Annotated in this window: 19 protein-coding genes, 1 pseudogene and 1 other annotated feature; of the genes and pseudogenes, 15 read left to right on the plus strand and 5 right to left on the minus strand. The window is 35.4% G+C overall.

The window, feature by feature from the left end:
- The first annotated feature begins 30 nt into the window (after nucleotides 1-30).
- From MKY02_RS09100 to MKY02_RS09120, 5 genes are read left to right on the plus strand one after another with little or no spacing between them, the layout of a single operon-like run.
- Nucleotides 31-1,194, plus strand: coding sequence for a thiolase C-terminal domain-containing protein (locus MKY02_RS09100; protein ID WP_076034994.1), 1,164 nt, complete (start codon nucleotides 31-33; stop codon nucleotides 1,192-1,194).
- Between the two features lie 11 nt (nucleotides 1,195-1,205).
- Nucleotides 1,206-1,640: a Zn-ribbon domain-containing OB-fold protein gene (locus MKY02_RS09105; protein WP_340711015.1), complete on the plus strand. Its 435-nt coding sequence runs from the start codon at nucleotides 1,206-1,208 to the stop codon at nucleotides 1,638-1,640.
- A gap of 33 nt (nucleotides 1,641-1,673) precedes the next feature.
- Nucleotides 1,674-2,870: an acyl-CoA dehydrogenase family protein gene (locus tag MKY02_RS09110; protein WP_340711016.1), complete on the plus strand. Its 1,197-nt coding sequence runs from the start codon at nucleotides 1,674-1,676 to the stop codon at nucleotides 2,868-2,870.
- A 24-nt stretch (nucleotides 2,871-2,894) separates the two neighbouring features.
- Nucleotides 2,895-4,016 (plus strand): acyl-CoA dehydrogenase family protein, encoded by a 1,122-nt coding sequence (locus MKY02_RS09115; protein ID WP_340711017.1) that lies wholly within the window; start codon nucleotides 2,895-2,897, stop codon nucleotides 4,014-4,016.
- A 47-nt stretch (nucleotides 4,017-4,063) separates the two neighbouring features.
- Entirely contained in the window at nucleotides 4,064-5,536 is a 1,473-nt protein-coding gene (locus tag MKY02_RS09120; protein ID WP_340711018.1) for an aldehyde dehydrogenase family protein, read from the plus strand.
- A 139-nt stretch (nucleotides 5,537-5,675) separates the two neighbouring features.
- Here the strand turns inward: MKY02_RS09120 and MKY02_RS09125 are convergent, their stop codons facing one another.
- Nucleotides 5,676-5,885 (minus strand): hypothetical protein, encoded by a 210-nt coding sequence (locus MKY02_RS09125; protein ID WP_340711019.1) that lies wholly within the window; start codon nucleotides 5,883-5,885, stop codon nucleotides 5,676-5,678.
- A gap of 64 nt (nucleotides 5,886-5,949) precedes the next feature.
- Here MKY02_RS09125 and MKY02_RS09130 point away from each other — a divergent pair, with 64 nt between their 5' ends.
- Nucleotides 5,950-6,732: a hypothetical protein gene (locus MKY02_RS09130; RefSeq protein ID WP_076035000.1), complete on the plus strand. Its 783-nt coding sequence runs from the start codon at nucleotides 5,950-5,952 to the stop codon at nucleotides 6,730-6,732.
- A gap of 54 nt (nucleotides 6,733-6,786) precedes the next feature.
- On the opposite strand, the gene MKY02_RS09135 is transcribed toward MKY02_RS09130, so the two are convergent.
- On the minus strand, nucleotides 6,787-7,164 hold the full coding sequence (locus MKY02_RS09135) for a hypothetical protein (RefSeq protein ID WP_076035001.1): 378 nt from the start codon (nucleotides 7,162-7,164) through the stop codon (nucleotides 6,787-6,789).
- A gap of 310 nt (nucleotides 7,165-7,474) precedes the next feature.
- Between MKY02_RS09135 and MKY02_RS09140 the strand changes: the two genes are divergently transcribed.
- Nucleotides 7,475-7,897, plus strand: coding sequence for a hypothetical protein (locus MKY02_RS09140; RefSeq protein WP_340711020.1), 423 nt, complete (start codon nucleotides 7,475-7,477; stop codon nucleotides 7,895-7,897).
- A gap of 62 nt (nucleotides 7,898-7,959) precedes the next feature.
- A complete protein-coding gene (locus MKY02_RS09145; protein WP_083671678.1) occupies nucleotides 7,960-8,811 on the plus strand; it encodes a M15 family metallopeptidase in 852 nt (283 codons plus the stop codon).
- 118 nt (nucleotides 8,812-8,929) lie between these two features.
- Here MKY02_RS09145 and MKY02_RS09150 read toward each other — a convergent pair.
- Nucleotides 8,930-9,136: pseudogene (locus MKY02_RS09150) on the minus strand (amidohydrolase family protein); the annotation flags it as partial.
- Nucleotides 9,137-9,326: 190 nt separating this feature from the next.
- On the opposite strand from MKY02_RS09150, the gene MKY02_RS09155 reads away from it, so the two are divergent.
- Complete coding sequence (locus tag MKY02_RS09155) at nucleotides 9,327-10,178, plus strand: leucine-rich repeat domain-containing protein (protein ID WP_340711021.1); 852 nt, start codon at nucleotides 9,327-9,329, stop codon at nucleotides 10,176-10,178.
- Between the two features lie 377 nt (nucleotides 10,179-10,555).
- Here the strand turns inward: MKY02_RS09155 and MKY02_RS09160 are convergent, their stop codons facing one another.
- Nucleotides 10,556-11,296, minus strand: a complete 741-nt coding sequence (locus MKY02_RS09160; RefSeq protein WP_038182718.1) for a GTP pyrophosphokinase — start codon at nucleotides 11,294-11,296, stop codon at nucleotides 10,556-10,558.
- 270 nt (nucleotides 11,297-11,566) lie between these two features.
- On the opposite strand from MKY02_RS09160, the gene MKY02_RS09165 reads away from it, so the two are divergent.
- From MKY02_RS09165 to MKY02_RS09190, 6 genes are all read left to right on the plus strand, one after another.
- Nucleotides 11,567-13,507 carry a translation factor GTPase family protein gene (locus tag MKY02_RS09165; protein ID WP_340708940.1) on the plus strand — a complete coding sequence of 647 codons (1,941 nt, stop codon included), beginning with the start codon at nucleotides 11,567-11,569 and terminating at the stop codon, nucleotides 13,505-13,507.
- Nucleotides 13,508-13,744: 237 nt separating this feature from the next.
- Nucleotides 13,745-14,347, plus strand: coding sequence for a class I SAM-dependent methyltransferase (locus tag MKY02_RS09170; RefSeq protein WP_051448653.1), 603 nt, complete (start codon nucleotides 13,745-13,747; stop codon nucleotides 14,345-14,347).
- A gap of 181 nt (nucleotides 14,348-14,528) precedes the next feature.
- Nucleotides 14,529-15,104, plus strand: a complete 576-nt coding sequence (locus MKY02_RS09175) for a histidine phosphatase family protein (protein ID WP_038182714.1) — start codon at nucleotides 14,529-14,531, stop codon at nucleotides 15,102-15,104.
- A 198-nt stretch (nucleotides 15,105-15,302) separates the two neighbouring features.
- Nucleotides 15,303-15,491, plus strand: coding sequence for a DNA-directed RNA polymerase subunit alpha C-terminal domain-containing protein (locus MKY02_RS09180; protein ID WP_038182708.1), 189 nt, complete (start codon nucleotides 15,303-15,305; stop codon nucleotides 15,489-15,491).
- Nucleotides 15,492-16,552: 1,061 nt separating this feature from the next.
- Entirely contained in the window at nucleotides 16,553-17,071 is a 519-nt protein-coding gene (locus MKY02_RS09185) for a GrpB family protein (protein WP_038182703.1), read from the plus strand.
- Nucleotides 17,072-17,080: 9 nt separating this feature from the next.
- Nucleotides 17,081-17,650 (plus strand): GNAT family N-acetyltransferase, encoded by a 570-nt coding sequence (locus MKY02_RS09190; RefSeq protein ID WP_340711022.1) that lies wholly within the window; start codon nucleotides 17,081-17,083, stop codon nucleotides 17,648-17,650.
- A gap of 286 nt (nucleotides 17,651-17,936) precedes the next feature.
- Here MKY02_RS09190 and MKY02_RS09195 read toward each other — a convergent pair whose 3' ends face one another.
- Nucleotides 17,937-19,214, minus strand: a complete 1,278-nt coding sequence (locus tag MKY02_RS09195) for an MFS transporter (protein ID WP_038182698.1) — start codon at nucleotides 19,212-19,214, stop codon at nucleotides 17,937-17,939.
- A gap of 1,034 nt (nucleotides 19,215-20,248) precedes the next feature.
- Nucleotides 20,249-20,465: a binding site (T-box leader), on the plus strand.
- The last annotated feature ends 102 nt before the right edge of the window (nucleotides 20,466-20,567 follow it).

The raw sequence follows: 20,567 nt of genomic DNA on the forward strand, positions 1-20,567 counted from the left end.
GGAGTGAAATGGAAAGGGGAGATAGTAAAAATGGCAAGTATAAAAGATCGCTATGCAATTGTAGGTGTTGGAGAAAGTGAACGTTCCAAAAATTCTGGCACAACGCCATTACATATGGCATTAGATGCTGCAAGAGCCGCACTAAATGATGCTGGACTAGAGGCAAAAGATATCGATGGTTTTATGAGTTATTCAGAGAATGATTCATGTACAGCTCATCAAGTAGCAACTTATCTTGGTGTTCGCCCAAAATATGTCAAGGATATTATGGGTGGTGGTAGTAGTACGGAGATGTTAATTGCGGATGCAATTGGTTTGATTGAAACAGGTCAAGTTAATACCGTGTTAATTTACCGCTCTATGAATGGCCGATCAGGCGTACGTATGGGGGGCGGTGGTTGGGATGTCGATCTTCTTCAAACAGCAATTGAAGGCGGAAGCTTCATTATACCTTATGGTGCAGGAAGCCCTTCGCAATGGTTTGGATTATTTGCGACAAGGCATATGCATGAAACAGGTTTAACAAAAGAACATCTTGGGCACGTATGTGTCAGCGCATACGAGCATGCGCAACGAAACCCTAAAGCATTCTTTTATGGCAAACCTGTATCTATGGAAGAGTATTTACAAACAGCTCCACTAAGCTATCCGTTTAATAAGCATGATTTCTGTTTGGAATCTGACGAAGCGAATGCAATCATTGTCACTTCTGCAGAGAGAGCAAAAGATTGCAAATCAAAGCCTGTTTACATTATGGGAATGGCTGCAAGACAATGTGTATCACATGCACATTACTGGAGAAACTTGGATGAAGTAGCTGCGGATTATGTTGCACCTGAGGTTTATAAAATGGCAGGAGTAAAGCCAGAAGATATTCAAGTTGCTTCAATTTATGACTGTTATAGCTGGGTAGTTTTGCGTCAGTTAGAAGCATACGGATTAGCACCCCGCGGAGAAGTAGGAGATTTTGTAGCAGCTGGAAACTTACGAATGAATGGTAAATTACCTACAAATACAGCTGGAGGAATGTTATCGGAAGGTTATACGCATGGCATGAATAACGTCCTCGAAATCGTACGACAAGTCCGTCATGAATATGAAGGAACCGAGCGTCAAGTAGAAAACTGTGAAATCGGCATTTGTACTGGATGGGCAGGTCCGGATATTGCTGGTGCAATGATTCTAAGAAAATAGGAGGAATGACAATGGGAGAGACAACAAAAGTGGGATATGAAAAGCCGATTCCATTAAAAACTCAAGACAATCATCCATATTGGGACGGAGCAGATCAACATGAGTTAGTATTACAAAAATGTAAGAGTTGCAATGAATATGCACATCCACCCGGTCCTAGCTGTACTAAATGCGGCAGTACTGACCTGTATTGGGAGAGTCAAGGTAGCACGGTTTTAGGTAAGGTCTACTCATATGTCGTTTCCTACCGTCCATTTTTGCCAGGCTTCCAAAATGATTGTCCACTCATCATAGCTGTAGTGGAATTAGAACATTTACCACAACTGAAAATAATCGGCAATGTCTTGAACTGTTCACCAGATGACATTCAAGTAGGATTACCCGTCAAAATGATATGGCAATATATTACAGAAGATAGAGCGATTCCACAGTGGGTTCAAGCTTGAATCTGATTGTTTAAAAAAGGAGGGATAGAGACTATGGACTTTTCATTTACTAAAAAGGAAGAAGAGTTTCGACAAGAGCTAAGAACATGGTTGGAGGAGAACTTACCAGAAGGTTGGATAGAGGGTACAAGTAAATTGCCTACCGATGAAGGTGAGTATGCGAAGTTTTTAAGAAACTGGCAAAGAAAGTTATATGATGGGGGCTGGGCTGCAATTGCCTGGCCAGAAAAATACGGTGGTCGAAAAGCGTCACTAATGGAAGAAATTATTTATCATCAAGAGATGGTTCGAGTGAAGGCACCACCACTTGTTAACTATGTCGGTATTCACATGGTCGGTCCAACACTAATTCAAATTGGAACAGAGGAACAACAAGAAAAGTTCATTCAAAAGATTCTCACTGGTGAAGAGGTTTGGTGCCAAGGGTATTCAGAGCCAAATGCAGGTTCTGATGTAGCGGCTATTCAAACAACGGCAGTTAAGGACGGCGACCGCTGGATTATTAATGGGCAGAAAGTATGGACTAGTTTTGGTCATATTGCTGACCGTTGTTTCTTAGTAGCGCGCACTAACCGTTTTGAAAAGAAACATCACGGAATTACTGTATTCCTTTTAGATATGAATCAACCAGGTGTAGAAACAAGACCGATTATCCAAATGGATGGACAGCATGATTTTAATGAAGTTTATTTGAACGATGCAGTCGCGTATGATGCAGAAATTATCGGTAAAGTGGATGAAGGATGGCATGTAATCATTGCACTCTTGATGCATGAAAGAACAGGTATTGGTGCACAAGTTTTCACATTGGAGCAGCAATTTAATGAGCTAGCTGCATTAGCAAAAGATTTAAAAGAAGATGGTGAACCATTAATTTCGAAACCACTTATTCGGAAATCAATGGTTGATTTATATACACGTTCCCGTGGTTCTTTATTAAATTACTATCGAAATTTAACAAAAACTATAAAAACAGGACGACCTGGTGCAGAAGGCTCAATGGATAAATTGATGGTTAGTGAGCTAACAAAAGAGCTACTTTCCCAGTCGATATCCATTCAAGGACATCAAGGGATTTTATGGAAAGAAGATGCAGTATCCGGTAATTCTTATTGGCAGGATAATTACCTATACTCCTTTGGTCAAACGATTGGCGGGGGAACGAGTGAAATTCAAAAAAATACAATTGCGGAACGCATTCTAGGGTTGCCAAAGGATATGGGACGTTAATCTAAAAAAAGGTGGGTGAGTCAAATGGACTTTTCTTTAAGCCAAGAGCAAGAAATGTTTCGAGAGTATGTAAGAAAGTATTTAGATGAAGTGGAGCAAACGAGAATTGCGCGTGAATATAGTAAAGGAAACACAGAATTACTACAGTCAACTATAGTAGGCATGGCTGAATTAGGTTGTCCGAGTATTAATATTCCAGAAGAATTCGATGGAATGGGATTAGGTGCACTTGATCTTGTACCTGTTTTAGAAGAAATAGGCCGTGTAATTTTACCAGGATTATTTGTAGAAACGAATGCTCTAGCAGTACCGTTAATAGAGAAGTTCGGAACAGATGCGCAAAAAGCAAAGTACTTACCTACTATTGCAAGCGGAGAGACGCTATTTTCTATAGCTTGGCTAGAGCCAGGGGGTAGCTATAATCCATCAGGCATTAATATGACAGCTACTAATGATAATGAAGACTTTATCCTAAGTGGTGTCAAAACATTAGTACCAGATGCTGAAATAGCTGATTATTTTATCGCACTAGTACGTACTGGTGAAGGAATTTCACTCGTTATCGTGGATAAAACGTCAGCGAACTTAACGCTCAAACCACAAAAAAATATTGATGAAACAAGACGAGTGGCAGAATTAACATTTGATAACGTCAGAATTCCAAAAGATCAATTGTTGGGACCAATCAATCAAGGGGGGGAAACACTGCAAGAAGGATTACTATCATTTAATGCAGCTTTATCAGTTGTAATCGTAGGTAGTATGGAAAAGATTGTTGAGATGGCTACGGAGTATGCTAATATCCGCGAGCAATTTGGCCAGCCAATTGGCAGATTCCAAGCGATTAAACATAGAATTGTAGATATGAAGATGGATCTTGAGACAGCTCGTTCTTTAGCACATTATGCTAATTGGGCATTAGAAAGTGATGCAGCTGATCGTGTTCAAGCTATTTCTTGTGCTCGACTTTTTGCAACGGAAGCATTTAATAATATTGCTGCTCATAATATACAGATCCATGGTGGAATAGGTTTCACTGAAGAAATCGATTGTCATTTATTTGTTAAGCGTGCAAGATACTATGAAAATTATTTAGGGAATACAGAACAGCATTACCAGCAAGCAGCAGTTGCACTTGGCTGGTAAACGATAGCGTTTCTGAACATAAATCTTTAAAAAGGTGGAGATGGACTATGAAAATAGCAAATGAAATTCGAGAATATCAAAATATCATTAATGGTAATTTGCTTTCTTCATCAGGTGGCCATTTAGATAGTATTGATCCATCAACAGGAAAGGTTTGGGCAACAATTCCTAGTGGTACAAAAGAAGATGCCGAATTAGCTGTAGTTACTGCTAGTGATGCTTTTATAGCGTGGTCTTCATTAGCTCCTACTGAACGAGCAACTTACTTGCGTAAGATAGGTGATTACATTGTTCAGCATGGTGAAGAATTAGCTGCTTTAGAAACTCAAGATAACGGCTGGGTGTTTCGGGAAACGCAATATGGGCTAATTCCTAGCTTAGCGAGCTATTGGTATAATGCAGCAGGGGCTACTGCAATAGCTAGTAAGGGGGAAACAGTCCAATTAAGCCCTACATGTGCAGGGTATACATTACGAGAACCTTTTGGTGTGGTCGTTGGAATCATTCCTTGGAATGCACCATTATTTACATTTACCGTAAAAGCTGCTTATGCACTTGCCGCCGGGAATACAGTCATTATCAAACCTTCTGAATTGGCATCTGTCGCCTCTTTACGATATGGGGAACTTATCAATGAAATTCTCCCACCTGGCGTTCTGAATGTTGTTTCAGGTTTAGGAAATAAAGTAGGGGAGACATTAGTACGTCATCCAAAAGTTAAGAAAGTCAGTCTAACAGGCTCTGGTGGAACAGCAAAGGCTATTGCGAACTCCACAGCTGAAAACCCTAAACCAATGATTTTGGAATTAGGAGGTAAATCACCGAACATCGTATTTGAGGATGCAGACCTAGATAAAGCTGCATACGGTGTAACTCTTAATGGCATATTCAGTGGCAATGCAGGTCAATTCTGTGTAGGTGGTTCAAGAATCTTAATTCAAAGATCTATCTTTGATAAAATGATCATGAAAATGAAAGCTCTATTGGCTGAACAAATACAGTTTGGCCATACAATGAATCCTGAAAGCACTATGGGACCGATTGCAAATGCGGCTCAGTATGAGAAAGTTTGCTCATATATCGCGATAGGCAAAGAAGAAGGTGGCGAAATTATCTACGGTGGCCGACAGGGAGGGAAAACACTATTGCCTGAACATCCCGAGTTAGTTGACGGTTACTGGGTAGAACCTACATTAATACAAGTAGACAATAATTCGCTTCGCATTTGCCAAGAGGAAATCTTCGGCCCAGTAGCTACTGTTATTCCATTTGATACAGAAGAGGAAGCCATTTCCATAGCAAATGACACATCCTACGGTTTAGGAGCAGGCATTTGGACATCTAATCTGAATAGAACACAAAGATTAATCCGACAAATAGAATCAGGAAATGTTTGGGTTAATACTTACCGAAGAGTAGGTCCAGAACTACCATTTGGAGGTGTAAAAGAAAGCGGCTATGGCACAGATTCTATTTTAGAATACACACGTGAGAAAACTTGTTATATCGAAAGTGAATAATGAAAGATAAACTCGCCACCTTAGTAGGAGTTCTTTTCTACGGAGGTGGTTTTTTTGTTGATTACTAACTAGAGATTTGGGGATCTTTCGCCCACACGATAACAAGGATATAGCATGCTCAGAAGACGTGAATATTCTGCTAAATAACAAAGAGGTGAGTTAGCGCAACAAACAATAGAGATAACGCAACAAACATCCAAGTTAGCGCAACAAACATCCAAGTTAGCGCAACAAACATCCAAGTTAGCGCAACAAACATCCAAGTTAGCGCAACAAACATCCAAGTTAGTGCAACAAACATCCAAGTTAGTGCAACAATCAAATTCCAAATCTTATATCTAATTTCCACCAACCTGTCCCCATATCACCCAAAAGCCTCTATATAACTAATAAAGGGAGAGGGGGACAAACTAATGACATCCAAATTACTAAACACTACAGAAACATATTCAAAACTTCAATCATTTAAGTCAATTAGTAAATTGAACGAAGCAGTTAAGATGCATCGTCAGAATTTCAGCAATCAGCTAACTAAATCAGAACAAGCCACTTTAGATTTACTTGCACGTTTTGCGTGTAAATATATTGGAGTTTGTTATTTAGCGAAATCGAAAATTGCTGATATGTTGGAGGTGAATATTCGAACCGTGCGTCGTGCTTGTAATACATTAGAATCTCTTAGCATCATTAAGCAATATCCATTAAAGCGACATAATGGGGATCGTAGGCAATCGTCAAATGCTATTGTCATTCAAGCGCCAAAAGCAGATGTCCTACCGCAATGTCCGCCCAAAGAAGCCCCTATAAAAACTAGCAATACTAAAAATACATATGATACAGAAAAACGTGAAATAACTGATCAAGTAAATGAAAGTATTGCATTAAAAGAAGGCTTGATAACAAAATTACCTTCTGCCATCAAAGCAATTGCACCATTTTTCCAGATGGAGGAGCTTTACTGCATAGCGGGTACTGTTTACAAAGCAAAAGCATCAGTCGACAGAAATATTTCTCTTGAGGAGCATGAAGACTTATATCGAAACGCTTTACTTTCAATTATTCATGCATTTAAGCGGGGAAGAATCCTGCATTTACATGGAGCAATTTATACAACAATTAAGCGTCTGACAAGGAGTATTCAAACCCAAGCATTAGCAAATGAGGTTTGGTATGACAAGGTGGTTAGCCAAATATAATTTCAACAAAAAAGCAGACTCCCAATATTGATAGGAATCTGTTTTGAGGAGAAGTTAAGTTTTAGGTTTTACATTTTTGTAGACGTTTACAATAAAGAGGACAACAGATAAAGCGAATGCTGAGCCACCACCCGATACACATAGCTCCATAATAACGCGTGGAACATCGACATAAATAAAGATCATGCCCAATAATAAGAACGGTAAACCGATATTAAATAACCAAAATTGAGCCTTAGCCAAAGTCGTCTCGCCTGCATCTTTATAAACAGAATAAATAAGTCCAATAATGGCAGCGGAAACCCATCCGACAAGGTTAATATGAGCGTGTGTTGCAGCCCACTTCAACTGAATAGTGTAATGCATAAACAGACCATAACCAATTCCTAACGCGAAGTACAGGACAGCAATCTTAATCCATTTAGCACCCAATCGATCCATCTCCTTTTTAGTATTAATACAAGTATATTCGCGAAATTCGATATCATTACTGATAATTCGAGGATTTGAAATATAATTTTGTATAAAATTGTATTTCAAAAAGTGAGGAGGTAAAGGCGCAAATATAGTAATCCATCTTAGTTGAAGACGATTCTGCGAAGTCAAATAAATTTATCTTCAAAATATTTTTATCATGCGTCATATTGAAGAAATGTACTCCTAATGTTATTGTTTTTATATTCTGAAAAATTCTCTGTGAGGATTTTACTGTTAAAAATATTTTAGTAGAGGGTGTATGACAATGGCAGTAGTAGCAATAAATATGATGAATGCTTTTACAATCGAAAAATTACGTGATAATGCCATTTCAAATGAACAAATTCTTGAGGGACTAGAAAAACAACAAATGGAAAACTGGAAAGAAAATGATCCAACGCTTAACTTAGATGATTTAGTAGCTTTATATCAAGATGATAAAAACACTCTTGAAAGTGCACTAACTCAAGGTTATTCCGTGAAATTTTTAACTTTCAATGGTCTGAAAAGCTTATTGAAATTCCGTTTTCATAAAATAGAAGGGGAAGACTATCAGCTTTGTGATTCAGGAATAATGGATTTAAATCTTTCAAAAGAAGAGCAACCTATTCTAGAGCAAATGCTTTCTATTAATTGGTATATTCAAGCACATACAAATGATTCATCAATCAATGTATTGCTTAAATAAAGGTTATAGATTGGTAGTGAATCCCCCAAAGCTGCAAGGTACATAAGGAGTTGAACTTAAAATTGAATATCAAAAAAATTTTTATAGCTAGCTCGGTGCTGGGCATACTATTTACGATTGGTATCACTGGGATGTCAAAGACAGCAGCTGCCCAAGCCTCACCAGCTGAAAAGTCCCTAAATAAAACATTAAAAGCAACAACAGCTGTGAATATGAGAAAAGGGGTCGGCACAAAATATAAAAAAATCATGACAGTTGAAAAAGGGTTGTTTGTGACTGCGAGTAAGTACTCGAAAGGTTGGTACAAAGTAAGTGCTAACGGTAAAACAGGATGGGTCTCTGGTAAATACCTAGCATCTGCACCGGCAAACTATAAGGAAGCAGGTCTTGTTGAATTATCCGAAAAAGAGGGCTTTATCATTGACTTAAAATATGCGACAAAGAAAAACTTCATGGGATATGCATTATACCCAAAAGACAGTAAAGCATTAGTGGCAAAATCAACAGCAGCAAAACTAAAAAAAGCCAATCAATTAGCACATAAAAAAGGTTATAAGATTAAGATTTGGGACGTATATAGACCTTTATCTGTGCAATGGGAAATGTACAACAAGATTCAAAACCACAACTATGTAGCTAATCCTGCGTTAGATTCCAACCATAGTAAAGGTGTTAGTGTCGATGTAACATTAGTGGATTCTAAAGGTAAAGAGCTAAAAATGCCTACCAAATTTGACTCTTTTTCTACTAAAGCAGGGCGTTCATATAAAGGGAACTCTAAAACAGCACAAAGAAACATGGACTATTTAACAAAGATTATGACACAATCTGGCTTTAAAACAATCAATTCAGAATGGTGGCACTATAACGATTTGAGTAATACGCATCCAACTTTAGATGTACCTACGAAGTGATTATATTGATAGCAGACTTTAAGAAGTTCCTGTAGAATTGAAAGAAGCTATAAAGATAAAAGAGCATTAAAAAGCACTACGCAATTTCGATTGCATAGTGCCTTTTCTTTTAAAATAACTAATTAAGTACAAAATCTACTTCTTTGTTTTCATATACATCTTCGCCATAAATAATGGTGTTTAAAATCTGAATATCTTTAATTAGAATTGGTTCGACTGATGTTAGGTCTTGATCTAAAACAACAAAATTTGAATATTTATCGACTTCAATAGTTCCTATTTTATCTTCTTCAAAAATGAGTTTCGCTCCATAGATTGTCATTGCTTTTAACGCAGTTTAAACATCAATTCTTTGATGTGGGCCAAGAACGATATCATCAATTGTAAGTCGATTTACAGCGGCCCATACAGAGAATAGTGTTGAAATAGGTGTTATTGGGCAATCTGAATGTAATTTATTGACGAGATAACTGAACCTAAATTGGAGAATAGTACAATTAGTAGGAGGAAATTACATGAAAATCAACTTACCTCATGCCGAGCTTAATGCTTTGCCAAAAATAGAATTACCATCACCTGAAATTACAGATATAAACCTATTTGATAATAGTTTAAGTACAATTCCAGAAGAAATCTATAAAATGAATAATTTAAAGGTGTTAAATATTTCTGCTAATAAGCTTAAAGAAATTTCTCCCAATATAAAAAATTTAAAAGAACTTACGATGATAGATTTAGGACACAATCAGATTGAAATAATTCCTACAGAAATAGGGAATCTTACGAATCTAGAGGGTTATTTATATCTTCACAATAATAAATTCGAAACGCTCCCGACTGAAATTAAGAATCTTAAAAAGCTAAAATATTTAAATTTAAGTGATAATAATTTCAGTGAATTACCATCAGAAATTGGTAAACTAACCAATCTAGTTGAGTTACGCATAATGAATAACAAACTTCAAAGCATTCCTGAAAGCTTTAGTATGTTAACGAATATTAGAGAGCTTCATATGAGAAATAATCAACTCAGTACTCTCCCAGAAATTTTTGAGAGTTTGATGTTATTACGAGTACTAGATATGGAAGAAAATCAATTAAAACAAGTACCGAAATCACTTGAGTATTGTAAGAAGTTAAGACGCTTGAATTTGAGACATAATCAATTGACTACTTTACCCGATGAAATTGGAAAGCTAGAAAAATTATTAGAATTAGATTTAAGAAGTAATCAATTAATTAAATTACCGGAATCTTTGATGGGCATTAAAGGGTTAGAACGTTTAGATCTAAGATGGAATCATGACTTAGAAATACCGAAATGGTTAGGGAAATTAGAAGAAAATGGTTGTATTGTTTATTTGTAAACTGACTTACATAACCATTTTTATGATTAACACGAAGAAGGTATAAAAAACTTAAGTTTTTTATAAAATGCACTTTCTTATTAATAACCCGAAATCACTCCATGATTTCGGGTTATTTTAATTGAACTAACAAGCAGGGTTAAACAATTTCTCTTAAATAGGCCAATGCGGAAGAGTAAACAAGCTTTAGCTCATATCATAGGTAAACGTGTGTGCGTGTTTAAAGAGATTGGTAGTTCATTCTAAGGAATGCTACTATACCAAACATAGGTATGACGGTTATTGATACAATTATTGTGTCAATGTACTATTTCTTTAGGGCTGTCCCAAAGTAGGTGAAAACTGACTTTTGGGAACAGCTTTTTTTGTTTAATTTATTATATTAGCCTATCCAAAGCAATCTTTTTCATCATTTGAATGATAGCTTTCGTTGATACTGTATCGTCTAAGGATAAAATATCCTGATCATCATGCTCGATTTCTTTTAGGATGTTGATCTCTTTGTTTAGTCGTTCCATTTTACGATCTAGTTCAGCTGCAGTAAAAGCGGCTTCTCTTAACTCATTTGTTAGTCGTTCAGGAACTTGTTTGTTGTACTTGTAATAGATTTTATGTTCCAAACTTGCCCAGAAATCCATAGCAATCGTACGGATTTGCATTTCTACGTACACATGCTCTTCACGATCGGACATAAAAACAGGAATCTTCAAAATGACATGAAGACTTTGATAGCCATTTGGCTTTGGATTTTGAATATAATCCTTTACATCGATGACTTCGATGTCTGATTGAGCCTGAATCATTTCACTAATGATGTAAATATCAGAAACAAAAGAGCATGTAATTCGGATACCCGCAATATCCCTCATGTTTTCACGGATACCTTCCAATGTTGTAGGGATATTCTTTTTATGCATCTTTTTCAAAATACTTTCTGGTGATTTTATACGTGTATTGACATGTTCGATTGGATTATATTCATGTATTAACCGGAATTCTTCTCTTAAAATACGAACCTTAGTCCCGATTTCATCTAATGCAAATTTATAGGCCATCATAAAACGAGTTAGCTCTACTCGAAGTTCTTTCATATTTTGTTGCTCTATTAAATGTGTCATTGTAAAATCTACACCTTTCAAAATTAAATAAAATGGTTCAATCTATTTCCGTATATATCATACACTAGCTTCAGTTGAATCCCTAAGAAAAACCGTTTAAAGGTAAATATTGTAATAGAAGTTCAAAAGTATTCAACGAAAAAGGCACAGTAAAGCTTCTATGTGTCTATTGTATTTCGTATAAATCAATCAACACTTCTAATCTAGCTTAAACTCCCCAATTCGATGCTATAATATAGTCATCTGTACTACACGAAATGAGGAACATATATGTATAAAACAATTGGGATACTTGCCCATGTAGATGCTGGCAAGACTACTTTTTCTGAGCAGTTACTGTTTCATACGAATAGTATCCGCCAGAGGGGGCGTGTCGATCACAAGGATGCCTTTTTAGACAATCATACCATTGAACGAGAGCGTGGCATTACCGTTTTTGCTGAGCAAGGCATTATTACATACAACGATCATACGTATACCATTATTGACACACCAGGGCATGTCGATTTTTCACCTGAAATGGAACGCGCTATTCAAGTGATGGATTATGCAATTTTAATTATCAGTGCAATTGATGGTGTGGAAGGACATACGGAAACGGTGTGGCAATTATTACGTAAACACAACATCCCTACCTTTTTCTTTTTAAATAAAACAGATAGAGAGGGGGTCAATACGGAATTAGTATTGAATGAAATCCGATCGAATCTGACAGAAAATGTTTGTGATATAACAACTGTTTTCCAAGATGGACAAATGCAAGAGGAGCTCATTGAATTTATAGCAGAGCGGGATGAAGAGCTGCTGGAACAGTATATGGATTCAGGTTATGACAATGCGAAATGGCTTGAAGCATTCAAAAAACTTATTGCATCTGGCGAAATCTTCCCTTCAGCAAGTGGTTCGGCATTAAAGGATATCGGAGTGCTGGAATTTTTCTTAAAATTAGACCAATTAACGGTGACTTCTTATAGTAAAGACATTGATTTTGCTGCACGGGTTTATAAAATACGACATGATGATAATGATCAACGAGTGACGTTTATGAAATGTTTAAGTGGTTATTTGCAAGTAAGGGACGAAGTGAAGTACGGAGAAACTTCAGAAAAGATCACACAAATCCGCTTGTACAATGGCAATAAATTCACAACAGTCAATGAAGTTCGAGCAGGTGAACTTTTCGCGGTTACGGGCCTAAGTGGTGTAGAAATAGGAGAAGGTCTTGGTGTGCTTAGAGAAAAAGCTGTTTTTGAACTCATTCCTACATTAAAATCGAAAGTCATTTTCGACTCTAATATTCATGTGAAAGAAATGTTCCGTTGTTTTAAGATTTTGGATGCTGAAGATCCATCTCTCCATATCTTTTGGGACGAGCATTTTCAAGAAATTCATGTTCATGTAATGGGGGTTATTCAACTTGAAGTGCTAGAACAGATTGTTAGAGAGCGTTTTTCATATAAAGTGTCATTTGGTGAACCGAAGATTTTGTATAAAGAAACGATTGGGGCAACTGTAACTGGGTATGGACATTTCGAGCCTCTACGACATTATGCAGAGGTGCATCTACAAATCGAACCAGCTGAAAGAGGTTCAGGTGTTACATTCAAGAATAAATGTCATGCAGATCATTTATCTATCGGCAATCAAAATTTAATCCATCAACATGTACTTGAAAGAAACCATCACGGCTTACTAACAGGTTCTGCAGTTACAGACGTGTTAATAACCCTACTAACAGGGCGTGGAAGTAACGAGCATACATCCGGTGGTGATTTCAGAGAAGCCACTCATAGAGCGTTACGACAAGGTTTGGAACAAGCGGAAAATATTCTACTTGAACCGTATTATGATTTTAAGATTAAAGTAGACATGGATCATATTGGACGTGTAATGTCTGATGTTCAACAGGCTCATGGTCGTTTTAATCCGCCTGAAAACATAGGGGACAAGGTTGTCATTAAAGGACGTGTTCCAGTTGCCACTTTTATGAACTACAGTACAAGCTTTGCTGCTTTTACAAACGGTAAAGGCGCACTCACACTTAACTTTGCTGGCTATGATCAATGCCATAATACTGAACAAGTGATTGAAGAAATTGGTTATGATAAGAATGCAGATCCAGAGTATACTTCTACTTCGATTTTCTGTGCCAAAGGGAAGGGGTATTCTGTTCCTTGGAAAGAAGCCAAGGCAGCGATGCATTGTTTGTAGAGTGCTAAGGGATACTTTTTTTAAGGTTTCCACGTATGAAGAAATATATATAAGCAGTGGGTTTCTAATAGGAATCCCACTGCTTTTTATTTATTGTTAGGTAAAATATGTTAAAATATTTATCGAGTTAAAAATTGGGAGTAAAAAATATTCAAATATAAGTAATAGTGAATTTACAAGCAAGGGCGATTTGTAGTAATTATTCTTTCTTAAATGAATAGATTATGGGGGAGAAAAATGAACTTACTAAACCAATTGATAGAACAAGCTAAGAACCCAAGAGGAATCATAGGTTCAATAATGTTGAGAATTATGAACTCTGCACACACTAGCATGAACCAATGGGCTTTAGAAAAGGTAAAAGTAAAAGAATCAGCAGTAATATTGGACATAGGATGTGGAGGGGGTAAAACAATACAATTATTGTCTAAGCGGAATACGTCCGGAAAAATTGTCGGTATAGATTATTCCGAACAAGCAGTAAAAGATTCAATTAGAGCAAATAAACAAGATGTGGAAAAGGGTAAAGTAAATATCCTCCAAGCAAGTGTTACTGACATGCCATTTTCAAATAATACATTTGATATAATAACAGCTTTTCAAACACATTACTTCTGGCCAGATCTAGAAAAGGGAGTAAAAGAGGCATTTAGAGTATTGAAAAAAGATGGTCACTTCCTAATTATTGCAGAATTATACAAAATAAATTATCATATGCAAACTTATAAAACGAGAGAAGAATTGGAGCAATTGTTTATTAAAACGGGGTTCAATTCAATAAAATTTTATGAGCAGAATAATGCTAAATGGCTTTGTGCTGAAGGTTTCAAAACTATTTAAAATCGCTTTTCGTTTGAAATATTTACTAGTAGAGAAAAGTATTAAATGGCTAAGCGAATACCCCAATCCATTTTAGAAAAAAGCCTTTCTATTATTTTTGAATAATTGGATAATAAAGTTTTCGGTATTGTAAAATCAAAAGATTGATCACAAGTTTAAACAATAGAATAGGAGGAGTTAAATGGAGTTGGTATTTATTCGTCACGGCCAAGGTGAACATACATTGGATGTACCTAAAAGTTTGCAAATAGAAGACCCAGCACTAACTTCTACAGGAGTAGAGCAGGCAATGTTATTAAGAAATCAATTTCCGCTAACAGATGAAGATGTAATAATTATTAGTCCGCTTAGAAGAACGCTTGAAACAGTATTCATTTGGAGTGAAAATAAAAATGTTCGTAAGATTGTAAGTCCATTAGTATCTCCAAGAATCTTTCCCATTCACTCAAGTATGAAAACATTGCCTTGTGATAAGATAATGGATTTAGAAATTATTGAACAGGATTACCCAACTTTTGAAGTAGATAGTAAGGCGCCAATCGAACTCTGGTCGGATGGTATCAATACCCTTACAGAACAGCAATTCACAAACCTTGCTGAAAAGTTTATTAGTGATTGTAAAAAGTTACATAAAGAAAAAATTTATATAGTGTCACACGACGGTACGATTACTTCTTATCGACAAATGCTTTCTGGGCAAATGCTTACCCGAAATGATTTCCCAAAAGAAACTGGTTGGTTTTCAGTTATTTGTTAAAGCACTATCCGATAAAAGTAAGGGATTTTTATGTGTAGGGGATTAGATATGAAGATATACAGGAAAGCGTATCGTGACTTTTTAATAATAACCATCTGTGTAAAAATAGATATCGTAAAGTGAAGACAAATGATGTCGAAGTATATGAGTGGTAAATAATATTTTCTGCAACTTAAAATAAACGGATGGGGTGAAGACATGCAGATCTGGCCAAAAGGTGTATCAAAGCCAGCGGTAAGAGCACTTAATAGCGTAGGAATCACGACATTGGAGCAATTAACAACAGTTGATGAAAAGACTTTAAATGTGCTTCATGGTATGGGACCTAAATCTATAGAAGTCTTAAAAGGAGCTCTACAAGAAAAGGGGCTGCAATTTAAAGATTAATGATAGCTAATGCTAATAAGAAATAATACCGACATGGCGCTAGAAGGCTTGTGTCGGTATTTTGGTAAGATGATACAATATGTATAATTGAACCATCAGGAACGATTTAAAATCGCACCTAGATGGTTACTGACTGTCGCTTCTAGAGGATATAATCAATGAGGTAACGGTTTAGTCAATAATCTTAATATGATAATCGTAAAGCTCGGCAGGAAATTCGACGGATAGAAAAGATATTAATTTGGATTTTAAATCATGTGGAATGTTGAAATGGATGTTACTAATATGCATTTTGCGACCTAAATGAAACAAACTTTCATAGAGTGACTCAGCAGAGTGCACAGAATATTGATCGGCATTTTGGTTACTGATCCGTTTCACCACGTAATCTGAATTCTCCTTGTGAATGCGTAAAGTAATCATAAACCTTCACTTCCTTTATCTTTTTATTTACACCTAAAAGTGGGTGTCTCTCCATTATATACAAAAAAGTCTAAGATGGCATAGTAATAAGACTCGTTAACAGAATACTATAATAATTGCGATAAATAATTCCTATATAAAAAGGTATTAATGATTATAATTTTCTGATATTTAATTCATGTAAAATCGTAATAATACTAGGTTTATGCGATTTAACGATTCTTTAGAATCAATTTTTATTAGTAATGATTCCTTTAGAGTATCATTAGGTAGTTACATATTATTGTAGTCTGTAAATGATTAATGGTACTGTCATTTGTCACACTACTGTATTTGCCTACTCCCCAATCCATAGTAGCTAAATCGATTCCAGAGGAGTTAAGGGGAACGCATTTATCTATATTAGGTTTGATGAGTGTAATTGGTGGGATGATAGCTAGTTTATTTATTTGGGGTATGCAGTTTATTCCGGAAAACGGAATTACATTTATTTTTATTGTATTGGGGATTTTAATTTTATTCATTTATACTGGTGTTCATAAGTTAATGCAATTTGATAGATAGTTTAAATAAATATGCTATGATTATAGTAGACTGAATATACTGAATTTAAAAGACTGACAAAATAGAGGTGAAAAATGAGAAAGGTTGAAGTGGTAGAATACGATCGAGAATGGGTGGCATTATTCAACAAAGAACAAAAGATGATAAGAGATATTTTACGTGATGAGATTCATGATATCTTTCATATTGGTAGTACGTCCGTTGAAAACCTTCCTGCGAAACCTATTATTGATATAATGCCAGTAGTTTATCATATTGAACTAGTTGATCAATTTAATGAGAAGTTAGAAGAAATCGGTTATGTAGCTAAAGGGGAGAATGGTCTCCAAGGACGACGATATTTTACAAAAGGTGATGACAATCGCACACATCATATCCACTTTTATGAAATAGGACATGCAGGAATTAATAGACATCTAGCTTTTCGAGATTATTTAAGAAACCATCCTGCTGAAGCGACAAAATATGGCCGAATAAAGCAAGCAAATGCATCACAATATCCATTTAATATGGAGGCATATATACAAGGGAAATCGACTATTGCTATTGAAATAGAACAAAAAGCGTTACGTTGGTATGAAAACTTGAAATGAGGTGATGTAATGAAAATGGAGGATGTCTACAGCAAGCTACCTATTTTAGAAACAGATCGATTAAGTTTAAGGAAAATCTCACTTGATGACTTATACGATATGCATACATATTGTTCGAATGAGGAAGTTGCACGGTACTGTACTTGGACTAAGCATGAAAGTTTAGAGGATACAGAAGAGTTTATACGATTGATATTAAACAAATACGAGTTGGATCAATATGCTCTTTGGGGCATTGAAGAAAAAGAGACAGGTACATTAATTGGAACAATAGATTTTGTATCTTGGCAGCCAAAACAACAAATAGCTGAAATCGGTTATGCAATTTCACAGGCATATTGGGGTAGAGGCATTGTTACTGAAGCATCAAAAGCAGTAATTGCATATGGTTTCGAAGAAATGGATTTAGTTCGAATTCAAGCGAAATGTTTGATTGAGAATGTAGGTTCTGCTCGGGTTATGGAGAAAGTCGGTATGTCTTATGAAGGACTAATTCGAAAAGGGCTATTAGTTAAAGACACCCATCGTGATTTAAAAATGTATTCTATTTTGAGAGAAGAGTTTGAACAGATGATTTGAAAACCATTTTATCTACCTATATTTAAAAGTTAAACTTAATTGTAATATAATAAAACACTTCTAAGTTGTTTGTATCAACTTAAAAGTGTTCAATTTACATTGCTCAATAAGGTCTATTTATTCTCTCTATTTGTTTCAGAAGTGTTTGAAACGGAGTGAATAGAATGTGAGTTATTGTTTTCAAATTCGTTAGTAAGATTGATGAAATGGTGAAGTAAACAATTCATCAAGAAAAATTAATTTAAAGGGAAGATTTCACTTATGTTTTAAGGGAGATACATAGTGATTATTTCCAATGACCAGCTTGTACTAGTTTCTTTTTACCGATAAATGCCATAATGATTAATACTACATTAATAACTAGCATGAAGGCAATTGCGTAAAGTACAAAAGTATAGCTACCAGTTAATTGGAATACATATCCATAACCTGGTAATGCAACGATACCAGCAACTGCTAAACCGATAACTGCAGAAGCGTAAATTTGACCGTATTCTTTGTTACCAAAGATAGCTGTAGTTAATAGCGGTCCTAATGTTCCAAGTGATGCAACAACAAATCCATAAATTCCAATTGCTAAAGAGAACATAGTAGAATTGTCAGGAACAGTTAATAGAATTGCGATTGGAACTAAACCTAATAACATCGCGAAGATAGCTGTGTTTTTTGCACCAATTTTATCACTTAAAATACCGAATGCTAATGCACCGATCAGTACACCCACTTGCCAGAAGCCCATTGCACCACCAGCAAATTTAACGTCATAGCCTAAGCCCATTGCAAAAGGAGCAACGTGTTGACCAAAACTACTAATAGCAGTAATAAAGAAGAAGAATAATAATAATGCATAAAATGCACTTGATTTTTTAGCGATTGCAGCTGAAATACCTGTGTTTGTATTAGATTCAACTTTAACTGAAGAAGGATCTTCATTTTTATTAATTTCAACTTCTAAACCTAATGGTTGTAAACCTTTTTGTTTAGGAGACATTCTAATTGTTAATAATACGATAGGCACAACGATTGCTATAACAATTCCACCTAAGATGAAGTAAGTCGTTCTCCAACCTTCACTTGCGATTAAGTTACCAGCCATAGGTTGTAGGATAGCACCGAAAATACCACCAGATGCAACCATGATACCAATTGCTAAACCGTTATGTTTTTTAAACCAGTTGTTGATTAATACTGGGCCTGCGATTTGAGTGACAAAAATTGAACCGATTGACATAGGGATACAGAATAAGTACCAACCCCAAACAGAATTCATTAAACCAAACATTGCGAACGAACCCGCTTGTAAAATAATTGCTGTTACTAAAACTGTTCTAATATCATACTTAGCAATGATCTTACCAGCCAATGGTAAGAAAATCATTGTTACTATAGAGGAAATACTAAAGTAAAGTGTTAGACTTCCCATTCCAATACCTAAATCTTCTGTTACTGGAGTTAAAAATAATCCACCTGCAGTCATGATTCCGCCTTTAGCCAAACCGACCATAATAGATAAACCTAATAATAACCACCATGCGTAGTGGATTTTTTTCTTATTTGTGCTCACGTATTGTACCTCTTTTTCTTGTTTTTTTAACCTATATACTTACCTTATCAGACTGCTTATTCGGAAAAATACCTGAGCTTGTCTAATTTTACTCTCTATTCCCCAAAATCTCTTTAATGAGATTTATAGAAAGCGTTAAAATAAAATACCCTTTAAATATTTTCATGATCTAATTGTCTTCGTAAAATAATTTATAAGGACCCAAAATGATTATGTAATTTTGAGTACTTCTTGACCAATTAATTTTTACTTTGATTTGAAACTCTATTACTCATGAACTTAAATAATTAGTTCTACCTCCTGAACCGTTTAAACATGGTAACTTTTTGACTTCAAGATTACTTTACGTCTCAATAGTATACGATTAAAATATTTGTGTCAATAATATGAATTTCTTAGTTTTGAAGAAAAACAGACTTGTATTTTTTAGGAGTTTGTATGAGACCATCATTTAATTCATAGAATTTGTAGTTAGTTAATTAATGGTTGATATTATGACTAGGTTATATATTAGCTGGCTAAATTAATGGGTATGTGAAAAATGGAAGAATGTAATTTTTCTAAAGTAAAAGATAGAGAGGTTTAATCTGCTTTAAGTTGATGGTCAGTTCAACTTGAATTATTAACGTATGAAGACTTGTTATTATATATAGGAAAGAACGTAATAAATAGGAGTTTTGTAGATTTAATAAATAGGAAGGTATTATACAAAAAGTTTATCAAATAGTTGTAATTGATTTGACTATTGCCAAACATGAAGGGAAATTTTTTGGAAATACTCATCTAAAATGAAAGAATATTAAAGTGGAGAAATTCGAGGAATTCGAGTGTGTTTTTTGTGATTTTACAACAAAGTGTTATGACTAAGTACTAATTGAAATTTCTATGACAAACAGTTGAATTTTTTATTAAAATTTTGATTTATACCAAAAATTGGTTTGAAATTTTTATGTGAAAATAAATTTCTAGTTATATTTTTTTCTCAAACATTGACTTATTTACAAATTAAATATACCATAGTTACAATTTAATAAAAAAATTCTTTGATAAAGAGAGTAGTTTATGAGGATATGTCAAGCGAGTTAGGGATGGTGGGAGCCTAATACATGGAACATGAATGAAGCGCACTTTGGAGAAACTTTTTGAAATAGCAGTAGAAAAGATCGGGGAGTCACCTCGTTAACAATTGAAAGTGGTCACATATTGTGGCAACCAGAGTGGTACCACGGGATCTATGCTCTCGTCTCTTGTTTTGAGACGGGGGCTTTTTTTATGGCTTTCTGTACCATTACGGCAGAGTATCAACGGAAATTTTGTTTGGAACGAACAATGTTTTTATTATTTGAGGGGGAA

This window comes from Viridibacillus sp. FSL R5-0888, from assembly GCF_038009105.1.
In the GTDB taxonomy this organism is placed as follows: domain Bacteria; phylum Bacillota; class Bacilli; order Bacillales_A; family Planococcaceae; genus Viridibacillus; species Viridibacillus arenosi.

What these genes read in the sequence shown, in the direction of transcription:
- MKY02_RS09170 (WP_051448653.1), top strand. Translation starts at nt 13,745, where the DNA reads ATGAACTTACTAAACCAATTGATAGAACAAGCTAAGAACCCAAGAGGA.
- MKY02_RS09130 (WP_076035000.1), top strand. Translation starts at nt 5,950, where the DNA reads ATGACATCCAAATTACTAAACACTACAGAAACATATTCAAAACTTCAA.
- MKY02_RS09120 (WP_340711018.1), top strand. Translation starts at nt 4,064, where the DNA reads ATGAAAATAGCAAATGAAATTCGAGAATATCAAAATATCATTAATGGT.
- MKY02_RS09140 (WP_340711020.1), top strand. Translation starts at nt 7,475, where the DNA reads ATGGCAGTAGTAGCAATAAATATGATGAATGCTTTTACAATCGAAAAA.
- MKY02_RS09105 (WP_340711015.1), top strand. Translation starts at nt 1,206, where the DNA reads ATGGGAGAGACAACAAAAGTGGGATATGAAAAGCCGATTCCATTAAAA.
- MKY02_RS09160 (WP_038182718.1), bottom strand. Translation starts at nt 11,296, where the DNA reads ATGACACATTTAATAGAGCAACAAAATATGAAAGAACTTCGAGTAGAG.
- MKY02_RS09165 (WP_340708940.1), top strand. Translation starts at nt 11,567, where the DNA reads ATGTATAAAACAATTGGGATACTTGCCCATGTAGATGCTGGCAAGACT.
- MKY02_RS09185 (WP_038182703.1), top strand. Translation starts at nt 16,553, where the DNA reads ATGAGAAAGGTTGAAGTGGTAGAATACGATCGAGAATGGGTGGCATTA.
- MKY02_RS09175 (WP_038182714.1), top strand. Translation starts at nt 14,529, where the DNA reads ATGGAGTTGGTATTTATTCGTCACGGCCAAGGTGAACATACATTGGAT.
- MKY02_RS09155 (WP_340711021.1), top strand. Translation starts at nt 9,327, where the DNA reads ATGAAAATCAACTTACCTCATGCCGAGCTTAATGCTTTGCCAAAAATA.
- MKY02_RS09190 (WP_340711022.1), top strand. Translation starts at nt 17,081, where the DNA reads ATGAAAATGGAGGATGTCTACAGCAAGCTACCTATTTTAGAAACAGAT.
- MKY02_RS09110 (WP_340711016.1), top strand. Translation starts at nt 1,674, where the DNA reads ATGGACTTTTCATTTACTAAAAAGGAAGAAGAGTTTCGACAAGAGCTA.
- MKY02_RS09115 (WP_340711017.1), top strand. Translation starts at nt 2,895, where the DNA reads ATGGACTTTTCTTTAAGCCAAGAGCAAGAAATGTTTCGAGAGTATGTA.
- MKY02_RS09180 (WP_038182708.1), top strand. Translation starts at nt 15,303, where the DNA reads ATGCAGATCTGGCCAAAAGGTGTATCAAAGCCAGCGGTAAGAGCACTT.
- MKY02_RS09100 (WP_076034994.1), top strand. Translation starts at nt 31, where the DNA reads ATGGCAAGTATAAAAGATCGCTATGCAATTGTAGGTGTTGGAGAAAGT.